A 13,977-nucleotide genomic window follows, 5' to 3' on the forward strand; every position below is an offset into this window, starting at 1 on the left:
ATCGGACGTACAGTGGTGATGACAGTTGCTGACATCACCTTGAAGGAGCGCATCATGCGCGTGTTCGTCACCGGGGCATCCGGCTGGATCGGTTCCGCCGTCGTCGCCGAGCTTCTCGCCGCCGACCATGAGGTCGTCGGTCTCGCGCGCTCGGAGGCGAGCGCCGCACGCATCGAGTCCGCGGGCGCGGCGCCCGTGAGCGGCGACCTCGACGACCTCGACGTCCTGCGGACCAGCGCCGACAAGGCCGACGCCGTCGTCCACCTGGGCTTCAACCACGACTTCGGGGACATGGCCGGCGCCTGGCGCACCGAGCGCGCCGCCGTCGAGACGTTCGTCGAGACCCTGGCGGACTCCGACCGCGCGCTGCTGCTGGCCTCGGGCGTCGCAGGCCTCACGCAGGGCCGCGTCTCGACCGAGCGTGACGCCTCGCCCCATCAAGGGCCGGACTCGATGCGCGGCGGCGCCGAGCACCTCGCCCTCTCGTACGCAGACCGCGGCGTGCGGTCGGTCGGCCTGCGCTTCGCCCCGACCGTGCACGGCCAGGGCGACCACGGCTTCGTCGCGCACCTGGCCGGCATCGCCCGGGCGAAGGGCGTCTCCGGCTACGTCGGCGACGGCGCCAACCGGTGGCCCGCGGTGCACGTGCTCGACGCCGCCCACCTGGTCCGGCTCGCGCTCGAGGCGGCCCCCGCCGGATCCGTCGTGCACGCCGTCGGCGAGGAGGGGATCGCGACCCGCGACATCGCCGAGGCGATCGGCCGCGGCCTCGGCATCCTGAGCGCGTCGATCGACCCCGAGCGGGCCGCCGAGCACTTCGGCTGGATCGGCCGGTTCTTCGCACTCGACACCCCCGCGTCGAGCGCGCTCACCCGCGAGCTCCTCGGCTGGACGCCGACCCACCCGGGCCTGCTGGACGACCTCGCCGCGGGCTACTACACGTCGTAGGCGAGGTCGAGCTCCAGCCACCGCGCCAGGTCCTCGATCTCCTGGTCGACGGCGTCCTGCTCGGACGACGAGAGGGGCACGTCCAGGTGCAGCGCGTGCACCTGCAGGACCCGGGCCTGCGCGGTGGCGTCCAGCTTGCCGACCAGCCGGTCGCCCACCAGCACGGGCAGCGCGTAGTACCCCCAGCGGCGGACTGCGGCCGGCTTGAACATCTCGAGCGCGTACTCGAACTCGAAGATCTCGGTCATCCGCTTGCGGTCGTGCAGCAGCCGGTCGAACGGGGAGAGCAGCGCGGCGCGACCCTCGAACGGGGCGTCGAGCAAGGCCGGGTCCACCCGCCACTCACCACGGACTCCCTCGACGACTGCCGGCTCACCGGCGGTCCCGACGTCCAGCGGCTCGACCGGGCACTCGGGCCCGCGGGACCGGGCGATGCCGAGCGCGCTCAGCCTCCGCCCGTCGCGCAGCACCTGGGCCTCCTCGAGCGGGATCCGGGGACCGCCCGGGTACACGCGCTCTGCCAGGTCCCACAGCCGGTCCTTGCCGGTCCCGCCGGCGGCCGCGACGTCGCCCATGAGCACGAGCTGGTCAAGCATCATGGTGATGTTGCGGTTGTTGTTCCAGCCGGACGACCGCCACGGCCGCACGCACGTGTCCGGGAGCTCGCTCGCGGTCAGCGGCCCGTCCGTGCGCAGCAGGGCCAGGATGTCCTGCCGACAGCCCTCGTTGTCGTCGACCCACTGCCGGTTGGCCTTCTTCCAGCCCTTGACGTCGTCGCCCGTGCCCGGCCACTCGGCCATCTCCGCGCGGTAGAGCGCCAGGTCCTCGGCGACGCGCAGCGTCATCCGGTAGTCGAGGATCGTCTGCTGGTCCAACGCCTCCTGCAGCTCCGACGGGTCGTACGCCGGGCCGATCCGGCTCCACAGCACCAGGTCCGCGCTCGGGGCGATCGGGGCGGTCGGGTTCAGCTGGACCAGCGAGAGCCGGCGCACCGTCTCGTGGACGTCCTTGGGGCGATCGGCCGTGAGCAGCTGTGCGCGCACAGCAACCCGACGAGCGTCTGCGCGTGACAACCGGTGCACGCGAGCGAGCCTAGGACGCCCCACCGACACCGGGGCCGGGGACCGCGGGCACGCGGCGTCGGGCGCGGCGGGACGAGACGAACCGGGTGATCGGTGCGGACGCGAGCAGGAGCAGCAGCGCCCAGATGCCGATCGCGGGCACCGTGACCGCGACGACCAGAGCGGCGAGCAGGAGCGCGGCGGTGACCAGGCCGTCGGTCAGGTCGATGGGGTCGTCCCCGCGGTCGGGCGCGAGCGCCGGATCGCGCTGGAGCGTGCGCTCGATCAGGACGAGGGCGAGGCAGCTCACGAGGATCGTGCCGATGTAGAGGCCGTAGACGACGTCCTTGTGCTCTCCCGAGACCGCGGCGAGCGCGTTGGTGGCGAACGGAAGGAACACGATGCTCGCGAGCCAGACGAAGTTCACGCGGATCAGCGCGGGGCTGTAGTCATCGACCCTCTCGAACACCCCGTGGTGGCTGATCCAGAGCCGGCCGATCACCGCGAAGGAGATCGCGAAGGCGAGGAAGGCAGCCGAGTTCTCGCGCAGGATCGCCGCCGGCTCCTCGCCATCGCCGAACTGTGCGGCCACATCGACGAGCGGCAGGACCAGCAACGTGATGGCGATGGCGACGGTCGCGTCCGAGAAATTGACCAGGCGGTCGACCCCGCGCCCGCTGTGCACGCGGGCCATCTCAGCGGGAGCAGTCTCGGACGAAGCGTTCGGTCACCCTCGCGACACTACGGCCCGTGTGCGTCCTCCCGGGTGAACCTGACCGACCGGTCGGCCACTGACCGATCGGTCAGGTACGCTCCCAGGATGACCACGACCGTCCCGGTGCGCGAGCGCACGCGTCGAGAGATCCTCGACCACGCGCTGGAGCTGTTCGTGGAGCACGGCTACCACGACACGTCCCTGGCCGACATCGCCGCCGCGGTGGGATGCTCGAAGGCGACCGTGCTGTACCACTTCGCCAACAAGGCCGCGATCGTCTCCGAGGTCCTCGAGCCGGCAGCGCTCCAGCTCGACAGCCTGGTCAAGGAGCTCGCGAGCCACCCCGGCCCGGACGGGCAGGAGCGCGCGATCGACGAGTTCATCGAGGTCGTCCTGCAGTACCGCAGCCTCGCGGTGGTGCTCGACGGCCCTCAGCTCCTCGCGGAGGTGCCGTCGTTCATGGCTGTGGCCGACTCCTGCCTCGCCCTGCCCGCGCTGCTCGCCGGCGGCAACGACCCCGAGCAGGTGAGCATCGCCGGCTTCGCGCTCAACGGCGTGATCGCCGAGATCCGCGACCACCGGCACTCCGACGAGAGCCTCCGGGCCCTCCTGCAGACCTGCATGAGACGTCTGCTCCTCTGAGCAGCAGCACGTGCCCCGACGACGTGGCGCAGACCGACACCCCCGCCACACCGATCGAAACGGAAGACCATGGCACAGCTCCTCTACCGACTGGGACGGTTCTCGTACCGCCGACGCGGTCGCGTCGTCGCGATCTGGGGCGTGATCCTCATCCTGCTCGGCGTCGGCGTGGCCACGCTGGCCGGCTCGACCACCAGCAGCCTGACGATCCCCGGCACCGAGGCTCAGCAGGCGCTCGACGACCTCGAGACGGACTTCCCGGCGGCCTCCGGCGCCACCGCGACCCTGATCGTCCAGGTCCCCGAGGGTGAGCAGCTCGACGAGGCCGCGCTCGCGCCGGTGCTCGCGGACGCCGCGACGCTGCCCGAGGTCGTCGCCGTGGTCGACCCGACGCAGTCCCAGGCGATCAGCCAGGACGGACGCACCGGCCTGGTGACCGTCGTCTACGGCACGCCGCTCGAGGGCATCTCGCAGGAGGCCAAGGACGCGTTCGACGAGTTCGGCGAGTCGGCCACGACCGAAGGCCTGCGCGTCGTCTCCGGCGGTGAGCTCTCGCAGGCACCGCCCGAGGTCGGCGCGACCGAGGGCATCGGCGTCGTCGTCGCGGCCATCGTCCTCGTCGTCACGTTCGGGTCGCTGATCGCCGCCGGCATGACGCTGCTGACAGCGCTCGTCGGCCTGGGCGTGGGCATGTCCAGCCTGCTCATCCTCACGTCGGTCGTCGACATCACCTCGACGGCACCGATCCTCGCGCTCATGCTCGGCCTGGCGGTCGGCATCGACTACGCGCTGTTCATCAGCGCCCGGCACCGCAACAACCTCGCCGACGGGCTCGAGCCGGAGGAGTCGGTCGCCCGCGCCGTCGCGACCGCAGGCTCCGCCGTGACGTTCGCCGGCGCGACGGTCGTCATCGCGCTCGCGGGCCTGTCGATCGCCGGCATCCCGTTCCTGTCGGTCATGGGCCTGGCCGCCGCCGGCACGGTCCTCACCGCGGTGGTCGTCGCACTCACGCTCCTGCCCGCGCTGCTCGGCTTCGTGGGCACCAGGATCCTGCCGCGCAAGCAGCGCACGGGCACGATCACCCCGAACAACGAGGACGGGGCCGGCTTCCGCTGGGCCCGCATCGTCACCCGGTTCCGCGTGCCGTTCGTCGCGGTCGGTGTGGTCGGCCTGGGTCTGCTCGCCCTGCCCATGATGAACATGCACCTCGCGCTCCCCGACGGTGGCACCGCCCCGGCCGACAGCCACCAGCGCATCGCGTACGACCTGACCGCCGGGGCGTTCGGGCCGGGCGTGAACGGCCCGCTGGTCGTCGTCGTGAAGGGCGACTCGGCCGAGTCCACCGCGGCCCTCGCGCAGAGCGTCACGGACGGCGTCCAGGGTCTCGACGACGTCGTCGCCGTGCAGCCCGGCCAGGTCAGCGAGTCGGGCCAGACGCAGCTCCTCACCGTGATCCCGAAGAGCGGGCCGAGCAGCGAGGAGACCGCGCAGCTGGTCACGACCATCCGCGACACGGTCGCGCCGATGACCGAAGGCTCTGACGAGAGCGTCGCCGTCACGGGCATGACGGCCATCGGGGTCGACGTGTCCGCCAAGCTGGCGGCCGCGCTCCCGATCTACCTCGCCGTGGTGATCGGCCTCGCGTTCATCCTGCTGCTCATCGCGTTCCGCTCGTGGATGGTGCCGCTCAAGGCCGCATTCGGGTTCCTGCTGACCATCGGCGCGACGTTCGGCCTGGTCGTCGGCGTGTTCCAGTGGGGCTGGGCCAGCTCGATCTTCGGCATCGACAACCCGGGTCCGCTGGTCAGCTTCCTGCCGATCATCATGATCGGGATCCTGTTCGGGCTCGCCATGGACTACGAGGTGTTCATCGTGTCCCGGGTGCGCGAGGAGTTCGTGCACGGCAGCCACGCGACCGAGGCGACGATCGCCGGCGTCGGGCACGGAGCGCGAGTGGTCACCGCCGCGGCGCTGATCATGACCTCGGTGTTCGCGGGCTTCATGTTCGTCGACGACCCGACCATCAAGGCGATCGGGTTCGGCCTGGCGGTCGGCGTGCTCATCGACGCCTTCGTGGTCCGGATGACGATCGTCCCGGCGGCACTCGCGCTCCTGGGCGACCGGGCGTGGCACCTGCCGCGCTGGCTCGACAAGATCACGCCGAAGGCCGACATCGAGGGCGCGAACCTGCGCCTCGCGGACCCGAATCCGTCGCAGGAGCCGACCGAGGAGCCGGTCGCGACGCACTGAGCACGGCCGATCGACCCGCCCGGGCTGCGTTCAGCGCAGCTCGGGCGGGTCGATCCCGCGTTCGCCTCGCGCGCGAGACCGGTGGTCGGCCGCGACGGCACGGGACGCGACGAGCGCGAGCAGCAGCCCGATGGTCAGCGCCGTCGCGTGCCCCGCGTCGGTGAACGTGCGCAGGAACGCGCCCGGCAGCAGCCAGTAGAGGGCCGTCGCCGCCAGGTACCACCACCGCCAGCGCGGGGGTACGGCAAGCACCAGGAACCCCATCGCGCAGGCCATGACGTAGCTGACGCCGACGTCGGTCGCCTCGGCGACGGAGTCGTCGACGAAACCGTGGAAGATCCCCGTCGTGAGCGCTGCCGCGACCACCAGGCCCGCCCCGACGTGCCCGGCCAGCCCGACCACGAGCGACGCGAGGCGGCCGACGAACCGCTGCAGGTAGGCCAGCACGACCAGCAGCTGCACGACCAGCGTGAGCCCCGCGACGCTCTCGACGACGAACGCGCTGCCGAGCATCGACACCAACGGCTCGGACCGCAGGTTGGTGAGGTTGCTGCTGACCCGGTCGAGGATCTCCGCCTGCCGCGCGGGCGACTGCACCTGCACCCAGAGCGTCACGGCGGTGACCGCCGCGCAGTAGGCGATCGCGAGGTCGGCGCGCCGGACCGTCCGCCAGACGTCGCGCAGCGCGTCGCGGACGAGCGTCCCCAACGGCCGGTCGGTCATGAGTGCACCGTACGGTGCGCCTGGGTTCCGGACCTCTTCCCGTGGGCAGGCGCGACCGCTACGGTTTCCGTGGTTGGACGCGCAATGGACGAGCGATCTCTGCTCCCTCGGCAACACAACGCAACGAATCCGCTCGGTCAAACCTGCCCGACGCAACGATGCCTCGGGCCTGTGCCTTTGCGAGGTTTCGTGTCTGCTCCCGCCACCGACGCCGCTCCTCTGGGCTTTCCCGAGACCGGCAAGGGACTCAAGGGCGGTGCGCTCGGGCTCGTCTCGAGCGTCGTCGTCGGCACCGCGTCCACCGCTCCCGCCTACAGCCTCGCGGCGAGCCTCGGGTTCGTCGTCGCGGGCGGCGGCGCCATCCTCGCCGGCGTCAAGGCGCCCGCGATCATCCTGCTGGCGTTCGTCCCCATGTACCTCATCGCCGTCGCGTACCAGGAGCTGAACCGGGCGGAGCCCGACTGCGGCACCACGTTCACCTGGGCCACGCGTGCGTTCGGCCCGATCACCGGGTGGCTCGGTGGGTGGGGGATCATCGCCGCCGACGTGATCGTCATGGCCAACCTCGCGCAGATCGCGGGCTCGTACACGTTCACGCTCCTGGGCGAGCTCGGCTGGGACGCCGCCGGCGGGCTGGACACCAGCGTGGCCGCGACGACCACCGTGGGGCTCGTGTGGATCGCCGTCATGACGTACCTCTGCTATCGCGGCATCGAGGTCTCCGCGCGCATCCAGTACGCGCTGCTGTCCATCGAGGTGCTGGTCCTGATCATGTTCGCCGTCGTCGCGCTGACCAAGGTCTACACCGGCAACGGCGAGTCCTACTCGCTGACGCCGCAGTGGAGCTGGTTCTGGCCCGGCGGCCTGGACGTGTCCACCGTCATCGCGCCGGCCCTGCTCACCGCGGTGTTCATCTACTGGGGCTGGGACACGGCCGTGTCGGTCAACGAGGAGTCCGACGACCCCACCACCACCCCCGGGCGCGCGGCGATCCTGTCGACCGTCCTCCTGTTGGTCACCTACGTCCTGGTCTCCACCGCGGCCGTCGCCTTCGCCGGCGTCGGGACCACCGGCATCGGCCTGGGCAACCCCGACAACGCCGACGACGTCTTCGCGGCGATCGGCCCGGCCCTGTTCGGGGACTCCGGGCTCGGCAAGATCGCGCTGCTCCTGCTCTCGGCGTCGATCCTGACGTCCGCGTCGGCGTCCACGCAGACGACGATCCTGCCGACGGCCCGCACGACGCTGTCGATGGCCGCGTACAAGGCGGTGCCCAAGGCGTTCGCGCAGATCCACCCGAAGTACCTGACGCCCGGGGTCTCGACGATCGCGATGGGCATCGTCTCGATGGTGTTCTACCTGCTGTTCACGCTGATCAGCCCGAACCTGCTGACCGCGTTGATCGGGTCGGTCGGACTGATGATCGCGTTCTACTACGGCCTGACCGGGTTCGCGTGCAGCTGGTTCTACCGCCGGACGCTGCACCACAAGCCGCGCGACTTCTTCATGCAGGGCGTCCTTCCGTCCCTCGGCGGGCTGATCCTGCTGGCGGCGTTCGTCTACGCGCTGATCCAGTTCGCCGCGCCGGACTGGCTGACCGACGACAACGACAACAACGTGACGATCCTGGGGATCGGCGCGGTCGCCGTGGTCGGCGTCGTGGCCATCCTCATCGGCCTGGTGCTCATGATCGTCTGGTGGATCCGCCAGCCGGCGTTCTTCCGCGGCGAGACGCTCCCCATGCGGGGCGCGCACGACCTGGTGCTTGCCGGTCCCGCGACGATCCCCGAGTCCGCGTTCCGGCTCCCCGACTCCGGCCTGCCGGGCATCGTCATCGCCCCCGACCTGTCCAACCTCCCGCCCGGGGCCACCGCGGTCACGACGACGGGCGAGGAACCGCCGGAGCCGACGGAACCGTCGGAGGGCGGMCGGCCGGTCTGATCCCCGTCAGGACGGCGGGAGGAAGTAGCTGGGCGAGCGGATCCAGCCGTCGGGCAGGGCCGTCTCGACGGGACCCGGGCCGCCCAGCTCGGTGATCGCGCCGGTGGCGAGGTCGGTTCGGACGGTGCGCTCTCGTCCGGCCTTCCCGGTGCCGTCGTAGCAGGCGTTGAGCTGCGTGACGACGCCGGTGCCGGAGAACTGGGCCAGGTAGCCGTGGTCGTAGCGGCCCCACTGCCCGGTGAGCGGCACCACCGCGCCGTCCTGGAGGATCGCCGGGTCGCCGCCGAGGGCGCACGGTCCCTCCTGCGTCGCGAACGTGACCCCGGTGCGGCCGTCGTCCAGGACGGTCGCGTAGGTCAGCGGATACTCGGAGGTGCCGACGGGCACCGCGGGGCGGGTAGGACGAGCGGCAGCGACGCCGAGCAGGTCGTACGAGGTGCCGTCCGCGGACGCGCAGCTCAGCAGGATCGTGCTCGGCCCGGACCACCCCGGGACCGTGCACGGGCGGTCGGCGGGCAGCGACGTGACCGGGCTCGACGTCCCGGTACGGACGTCCACGACGACCATCACGCCCGCCGCCGAGGTCCCCGTGACCCAGCGGCCATCGGGGCTCAGGCTCACGCCGTACGGTCCGACGTGCAGCGGGCCGAGATCGCGGACCGTGCCGTCGGTGTCGCGCACGGTCAGGGTGGTCTCCGTGCCCAGAATCTCCCCCTCCTGCGAGTCCGTCAGGAGCCGGTAGGGCATCGGCCGTCCGCCGGTGCTGCTCAACAGGTCGGCCGGCACAGGCGGCGGAGAGAGCCAGACCGTGCCGTCGTCGGTCGTGCCGACCAGGCCGCTCGCGGCGTTCACACCCTGGATCGGTGTCAGGACCCCGGTCCGCAGGTCGAGCCAGCCCAGGGTGTCGGCCTCGTCGTGCACGCTGACGGAGGCCAGGGCGATCGGCTGCCCTGCCCGCCACGAGTGCACGGAGATCCAGGTGCGGTCGTTGAACTCCAGGATCTGGTGCGGGGTCGCGTCGGGGCCGACGAGCTCGAGCCGGAGCCGGGTCGAGGTGAGGTCGGTGACCGGCTTGGTGGGGTCCGTGTCGAGGCTGGTCGTCAGCATCCAGTCCCGCGTCGTGCTCTCGAACAGGCCGGGCTCGACGGGCAGGGGAGTCGCGAACGGGCCGATCGTCTCCGTCGAGGCGGTCGACGTGCTGGTCGGCGCCGGGGTCGGAGCCGGCGTCGGCGCCTCGGTGACCGTCGGCGTGACGGCCGGCGCCGGTCCGTCGGCGTCCCGACCGCCCAGCCACACGACCGTGCCGGCGGCCCCGACCAGTGCCAGCCCCGCCACGGACTGACCCGCGTGCCGGACCGCGCGCCGGCGCCGGACGCGTCGCACAGTCCGGGCGAGCGGGCCGGCGGCGGGACGGGCGCCGTCGTGGACGCGCTCGATGCTCGCCTCGGTCGATCCCAGGAGCTTCCCCAGGTCGGTCATGACTGCTCCCCTCGCCGTCCGGGCTCCCTGGTGACCAGGAGCACCTCGGACCGGTCGTCGTCGGTCGTCGTGGCGCCGAGCAGCCGCTGCATGGTCGCGGCGGCCTCCGACGTGTAGCGCTTGACCGCACCCTGGCTGAGCCCGAGCTGGTCGGCGGTCTGTGCGACCGACAGGTCCTCGAGGTGGCGCAGCACCACGCAGGCGCGCTGCCGCGGGGTGAGCCGCCCGAGCGCCTCGACGACGTCGCGCTCCAGCCCGGGCAGCGTCGTCTCCTCGACGGGGACCGGTTGCGCGGCCGCGAGGTCGGTGGCCCGGCGCTCGCTGGCCGCCGTGCGCGCCTTGTCGATGGACCGGGTCACGATTGCGCGCCGGACGTACTGCTCGGCCTGGCCGAGCGAGGTGAACCGTGCGCGGCTGCTGAAGGTCGCCACCAGTGCGTCCTGCACCAGGTCCTCGGCGTCGGCGGGACTGGGGGCGACCAGGGTCGCGCGGGCCAGCAGCCGTGGCCATCGTTCCTCGACGAGCTGCTGGAGCAGCCCCTCCCAGCGCGCGCTCATGTGCCCCCCGGTCTGTCGTCCGACCCTAGGAGAACGGAGCCCGCGCCGGAACGGTTGGGCAGGACCCTACGAGGCCGGGGCGTCCTCGACGTGCACGGACCAGTTCCGGTCGGCGTCGACGACGCCGGAGAACTCGATCGGGTAGTCGTCGCCGTCGGTCGCGGTCGCGACGCCCCGGCACGTCAGGACCACGGCCTCGGTCTGGTCCGGCTGGATCGCGAGCGTGCCCGCGACGAGCTCGGCGTAGTGGTCCTCGACGACCGACGTGTCGCGCAGCGTGACGATGGACATCGTGGGGTGGCCCGGGAGCGGCTCGCGCGCCTCGCTGATGACGTCGGCGTACAGGTCCCCGCACGTCAGCGTGGCGCCCGTGGGTGCGGGCGGGGTCGCGGTCGGGTCGGTCGGCTCCGTGGCGATCGGGGTGCTCTGGGGCTCCTCGTGGACGACGACGCCGGAGACGCTCGCGTGGGCGCGGTCGGGCGTCTGCAGCCAGATCGCGCCGACGGCCACCGTGCCGAACAGGGCGACGGTCGCGCTCGCGACGACGGCCAGACGCCGTGCCGGCGGTCGCGACGTGAGCGTCGGGCGCGTGCTCTGGATCCGGTCGGTCCACGCGGCGCCGTCGAAGTAGCGCAGCTGGCCGGCCGTTGCGGGATCCGCGTACCACCCCGGCTGCCGGTGGGTGGTGGCCGGCGTGGCGTCGAGGTCGGGGAGCCAACCGATGCTCGGTCGCCCCTCCTTCGCAGCCTTGCCCATCCACGCACCGCCCCTCGACGATCTCATCTGGACTATCGACCGGAGTCGCCCAAGAGTTGAGGAATCGGCAGGATCCACCCGTTCCGCCCATCACTGCACGTCAGAGCGTCGATCGCTGCCCGTTGACGAGCGCGACGAGCCGCTCGACCAGCTCGCCCTGCCCGTTGACGACGAGTGCGACGGCCTCCGCCGGAGCGAACCAGCCCACACGGTCGATCTCGGGCACCTCGATCCGGCGCCCCGACCGCGGCGGCCACTCGATCTCGACGGTGTTGCTGACGGCGCGGGCGGGGTCGAACACACCCTCGCGGGCCCACGCGGTGACGAGCTTTCCGGACTTCTGCCGGATGGTGCCGAGCGGCAGGTCGGGGACGTCGGAGACCGGCGGCGGCGCGCCGAGCTCCTCCTCGAACTCGCGCAGGGCGGCGGCGTACGGGTCCTCGTCGGGCGACGGCTCGCCCTTCGGGATGGTCCAGGCGCCGGCGTCCTTGCGCGCCCAGAACGGCCCGCCCATGTGACCGAGGAGGACCTCGAGGCCGGCGCCGGGGACTCGTCGGAACAGCAGGATCCCTGCACTGGTCGGTGTGGGCATGGCCCCAGGATGTCAGGCGCCTCAGACGCTCAGACGTGCGGGTGCAGCCTTTCCGTCTCCGCGCCCAGCATCAGCTCCAGCACGTGCAGCCGGCCGCGGGCGCGGGCGGTGACCTCGTCGTCGTGCTGGCGACGGACCGAGTCGTACTCGCGGTGGGACCTGGCCGTCGCGCTGGCCAGCTCGAACCAGGTGGCGTGCGCGTGCTCGGCGCGCACCTGCGCCTCGAGCTCCGGGTCCACCTGGAGCTGTTCGTCGGTGACCGTCATGTCGGCTCCCTCGCCTCCGCCTGCTCCTCCATCTTTCGGCTGCTCGGCCCCGCAATCGCACCGACACGCGGAAGGTTCGCCCGGTCGGCCGAGGAGAAAGTTGTTCGTCTTACAAGGGCGGTGGGCCTCGTCGGGGGATACATCCCGCGTTGTGACGTGGACCGATGTCCAATTTTGTTGGGAATTGTGTTCGAACAGGTGGTGCCACCTGCCGCTCGCGGGAGCCGTTGCGTGCACCGGGTGAAGACCGTTAGCGTCCGATATGAACCATTAGTACACACTCCTTACATATTCCACGCAACGACGATGGACAGGGGACGAGCACAATGGCACCCACCCGACAGACCCCTCCTGGCGCAGGGCCCGGGCCGAGCACCGGACGACGGCGTCCCGCGCTGGTCACCGTGGCCCTGGCCGCGGTGACCACCCTCATCGCGACCCTCCTGATCGCCCAGTCGGCCTCCGCGGCCGGCAGCGTCACGGCGACCTTCACGTCCCAGGGCGACTGGGGGACCGGCCACCAGGTCGCCGTGACGGTCACTAACGGCACGTCCGCCACGATCAACGGCTGGACGCTCGAGTTCGACCTGCCGTCCGGCGCGACGATCAGCAGCTCGTGGGACGCGGACGTCACACGGTCGGGCAACCACTACAAGGCCGTGAACAAGAGCTGGGCCAGCACGCTCGCGTCCGGCGCCTCGATCACCTGGGGTTACGTCGGGACAGGTCCGTTCAAGGCCGCGACGAACGTCTCGGTGAACGGCGGCGGCACCACCAACCCGCCGACGACACCCCCGACGACCCCGCCGACCACGCCTCCCACGACTCCTCCGACGACGCCCCCGCCCGGCGGTGCGAAGGTCGTCGGCTACTTCGCGGAGTGGGGCGTCTACGGCCGCAACTACCACGTGAAGAACATCGAGACGAGCGGCGCCGCGAGCAAGCTGACGGCGATCCTCTACGCGTTCGGCAACACGACGAACGGGCAGTGCTCGGTCGGCGACTCGTACGCGGACTACGAGAAGGCCTACACCGCGGACCAGAGCGTGGACGGCGTGGCCGACACGTGGGACCAGCCCCTGCGGGGCAGCTTCAACCAGCTGAAGAAGCTCAAGGCCAAGCACCCCGGCCTGAAGGTCATCTGGTCGTTCGGCGGCTGGACCTGGTCGGCCGGCTTCACGCAGGCCGCCCAGAACCCGACCGCGTTCGCGAGCTCCTGCTACAACCTGGTCAACGACCCGCGATGGGCCGGCGTCTTCGACGGCATCGACATCGACTGGGAGTACCCGAACGCCTGCGGCCTGCAGTGCGACTCGAGCGGTCCGGCCGCGTTCAACACGGTCATCACCGCGCTGCGCAACAAGTTCGGCAGCTCCCAGCTCGTCACCGCGGCGGTCACGGCCGACGGCAGCAACGGCGGCAAGATCGACCTCGCCGACTACGCGACCGGCGCGCAGAAGCTCGACTGGATCATGCCGATGACGTACGACTACTTCGGCGCGTTCAACCCGTCCGGCCCGACGGCGCCGCACTCGCCGCTGACGTCGTACCCGGGCATCCCGACCGCGGGCTTCAACTCCGAGGCAGCGATCAACAAGTTCATCAGCAAGGGCGTCCCGGCCAGCAAGATCCTGCTCGGTGTCGGCTTCTACGGCCGCGGCTGGACCGGCGTCACGCAGTCGGCACCCGGCGGCTCGGCCACCGGCCCGGCGTCCGGCACGTACGAGCAGGGCATCGAGGACTACAAGGTCCTCAAGACCAGGTGCCCAGCCACGGGAACCGTCGGCGGTACCGCGTACGCGAAGTGCGGGTCCGAGTGGTGGAGCTACGACACCCCGAGCACGATCGCCGGGAAGATGTCGTGGGCCAAGGGCAAGGGGCTCGGCGGCAGCTTCTTCTGGGAGCTGTCCGGCGACACCTCGAACGGCGAGCTGGTCTCCGCCGTGTCCAACGGGCTGAAGTAGGCCCCACGCTCCACCGAGGCCCGGTCGCCCCCTCTGGCGGCCGGGCCTCGGTGCGCCTGGATCACCCACCCTCGACGGGCCGT

Annotated in this window: 13 protein-coding genes; 5 read left to right on the top strand and 8 right to left on the bottom strand. The window is 71.5% G+C overall.

Going from position 1 to position 13,977, the window contains the following annotated elements; all coding sequences use genetic code 11:
- Positions 1 to 18 precede the first annotated feature (18 nt).
- Positions 19 to 948, top strand: a complete 930-nt coding sequence (locus AC1DZC_RS09185; RefSeq protein WP_477043035.1) for an SDR family oxidoreductase — start codon at positions 19 to 21, stop codon at positions 946 to 948.
- On the opposite strand, the gene AC1DZC_RS09190 is transcribed toward AC1DZC_RS09185, so the two are convergent.
- Together AC1DZC_RS09190 and AC1DZC_RS09195 are read right to left on the bottom strand one after the other, a co-directional pair.
- Positions 936 to 1,991, bottom strand: coding sequence for a DNA glycosylase AlkZ-like family protein (locus AC1DZC_RS09190; RefSeq protein WP_477038279.1), 1,056 nt, complete (start codon positions 1,989 to 1,991; stop codon positions 936 to 938). The genes AC1DZC_RS09185 and AC1DZC_RS09190 overlap by 13 nt on opposite strands.
- A 49-nt stretch (positions 1,992 to 2,040) precedes the next feature.
- The gene (locus AC1DZC_RS09195) at positions 2,041 to 2,694 is read right to left on the bottom strand and encodes a TMEM175 family protein (protein ID WP_477043036.1); all 654 of its coding nucleotides are present in this window, start codon (positions 2,692 to 2,694) and stop codon (positions 2,041 to 2,043) included.
- Positions 2,695 to 2,829: 135 nt separating this feature from the next.
- On the opposite strand from AC1DZC_RS09195, the gene AC1DZC_RS09200 reads away from it, so the two are divergent.
- Positions 2,830 to 3,366: a TetR/AcrR family transcriptional regulator gene (locus AC1DZC_RS09200; RefSeq protein ID WP_477043037.1), complete on the top strand. Its 537-nt coding sequence runs from the start codon at positions 2,830 to 2,832 to the stop codon at positions 3,364 to 3,366.
- A gap of 69 nt (positions 3,367 to 3,435) precedes the next feature.
- Positions 3,436 to 5,616 (top strand): MMPL family transporter, encoded by a 2,181-nt coding sequence (locus AC1DZC_RS09205; RefSeq protein ID WP_477043038.1) that lies wholly within the window; start codon positions 3,436 to 3,438, stop codon positions 5,614 to 5,616.
- Between the two features lie 30 nt (positions 5,617 to 5,646).
- Here AC1DZC_RS09205 and AC1DZC_RS09210 read toward each other — a convergent pair whose 3' ends face one another.
- Positions 5,647 to 6,339 carry a rhomboid-like protein gene (locus tag AC1DZC_RS09210; protein WP_477038275.1) on the bottom strand — a complete coding sequence of 231 codons (693 nt, stop codon included), beginning with the start codon at positions 6,337 to 6,339 and terminating at the stop codon, positions 5,647 to 5,649.
- 189 nt (positions 6,340 to 6,528) lie between these two features.
- On the opposite strand from AC1DZC_RS09210, the gene AC1DZC_RS09215 reads away from it, so the two are divergent.
- Complete coding sequence (locus AC1DZC_RS09215; protein WP_477043039.1) at positions 6,529 to 8,280, top strand: APC family permease; 1,752 nt, start codon at positions 6,529 to 6,531, stop codon at positions 8,278 to 8,280.
- A 6-nt stretch (positions 8,281 to 8,286) separates the two neighbouring features.
- Here AC1DZC_RS09215 and AC1DZC_RS09220 read toward each other — a convergent pair whose 3' ends face one another.
- The 5 genes from AC1DZC_RS09220 to AC1DZC_RS09240 all read right to left on the bottom strand — a co-directional run bounded on the left by AC1DZC_RS09220 (position 8,287) and on the right by AC1DZC_RS09240 (position 11,930).
- Entirely contained in the window at positions 8,287 to 9,759 is a 1,473-nt protein-coding gene (locus AC1DZC_RS09220) for a hypothetical protein (protein ID WP_477043040.1), read from the bottom strand.
- A complete protein-coding gene (locus AC1DZC_RS09225; RefSeq protein ID WP_477043041.1) occupies positions 9,756 to 10,316 on the bottom strand; it encodes a sigma-70 family RNA polymerase sigma factor in 561 nt (186 codons plus the stop codon). Before AC1DZC_RS09225 ends, AC1DZC_RS09220 begins: the two co-directional genes overlap by 4 nt.
- 66 nt (positions 10,317 to 10,382) lie before the next feature.
- Positions 10,383 to 11,072 carry a DUF2510 domain-containing protein gene (locus AC1DZC_RS09230; protein WP_477043042.1) on the bottom strand — a complete coding sequence of 230 codons (690 nt, stop codon included), beginning with the start codon at positions 11,070 to 11,072 and terminating at the stop codon, positions 10,383 to 10,385.
- Positions 11,073 to 11,172: 100 nt separating this feature from the next.
- Complete coding sequence (locus AC1DZC_RS09235; protein WP_477043043.1) at positions 11,173 to 11,664, bottom strand: NUDIX hydrolase; 492 nt, start codon at positions 11,662 to 11,664, stop codon at positions 11,173 to 11,175.
- A gap of 29 nt (positions 11,665 to 11,693) precedes the next feature.
- Positions 11,694 to 11,930 carry a hypothetical protein gene (locus AC1DZC_RS09240; RefSeq protein ID WP_477038269.1) on the bottom strand — a complete coding sequence of 79 codons (237 nt, stop codon included), beginning with the start codon at positions 11,928 to 11,930 and terminating at the stop codon, positions 11,694 to 11,696.
- Between the two features lie 326 nt (positions 11,931 to 12,256).
- Between AC1DZC_RS09240 and AC1DZC_RS09245 the strand changes: the two genes are divergently transcribed.
- Positions 12,257 to 13,894, top strand: coding sequence for a glycosyl hydrolase family 18 protein (locus AC1DZC_RS09245; protein ID WP_477043044.1), 1,638 nt, complete (start codon positions 12,257 to 12,259; stop codon positions 13,892 to 13,894).
- Positions 13,895 to 13,977 lie beyond the last annotated feature (83 nt).

This window comes from Cellulomonas sp. P2_B4 (assembly GCF_056404795.1).

Coding starts and splice junctions, on each gene's coding strand:
- AC1DZC_RS09185 (WP_477043035.1), top strand. CDS start 19: ATGACAGTTGCTGACATCACCTTGAAGGAGCGCATCATGCGCGTGTTC.
- AC1DZC_RS09200 (WP_477043037.1), top strand. CDS start 2,830: ATGACCACGACCGTCCCGGTGCGCGAGCGCACGCGTCGAGAGATCCTC.
- AC1DZC_RS09205 (WP_477043038.1), top strand. CDS start 3,436: ATGGCACAGCTCCTCTACCGACTGGGACGGTTCTCGTACCGCCGACGC.
- AC1DZC_RS09210 (WP_477038275.1), bottom strand. CDS start 6,339: ATGACCGACCGGCCGTTGGGGACGCTCGTCCGCGACGCGCTGCGCGAC.
- AC1DZC_RS09220 (WP_477043040.1), bottom strand. CDS start 9,759: ATGACCGACCTGGGGAAGCTCCTGGGATCGACCGAGGCGAGCATCGAG.
- AC1DZC_RS09225 (WP_477043041.1), bottom strand. CDS start 10,316: ATGAGCGCGCGCTGGGAGGGGCTGCTCCAGCAGCTCGTCGAGGAACGA.
- AC1DZC_RS09230 (WP_477043042.1), bottom strand. CDS start 11,072: ATGGGCAAGGCTGCGAAGGAGGGGCGACCGAGCATCGGTTGGCTCCCC.
- AC1DZC_RS09235 (WP_477043043.1), bottom strand. CDS start 11,664: ATGCCCACACCGACCAGTGCAGGGATCCTGCTGTTCCGACGAGTCCCC.
- AC1DZC_RS09240 (WP_477038269.1), bottom strand. CDS start 11,930: ATGACGGTCACCGACGAACAGCTCCAGGTGGACCCGGAGCTCGAGGCG.
- AC1DZC_RS09245 (WP_477043044.1), top strand. CDS start 12,257: ATGGCACCCACCCGACAGACCCCTCCTGGCGCAGGGCCCGGGCCGAGC.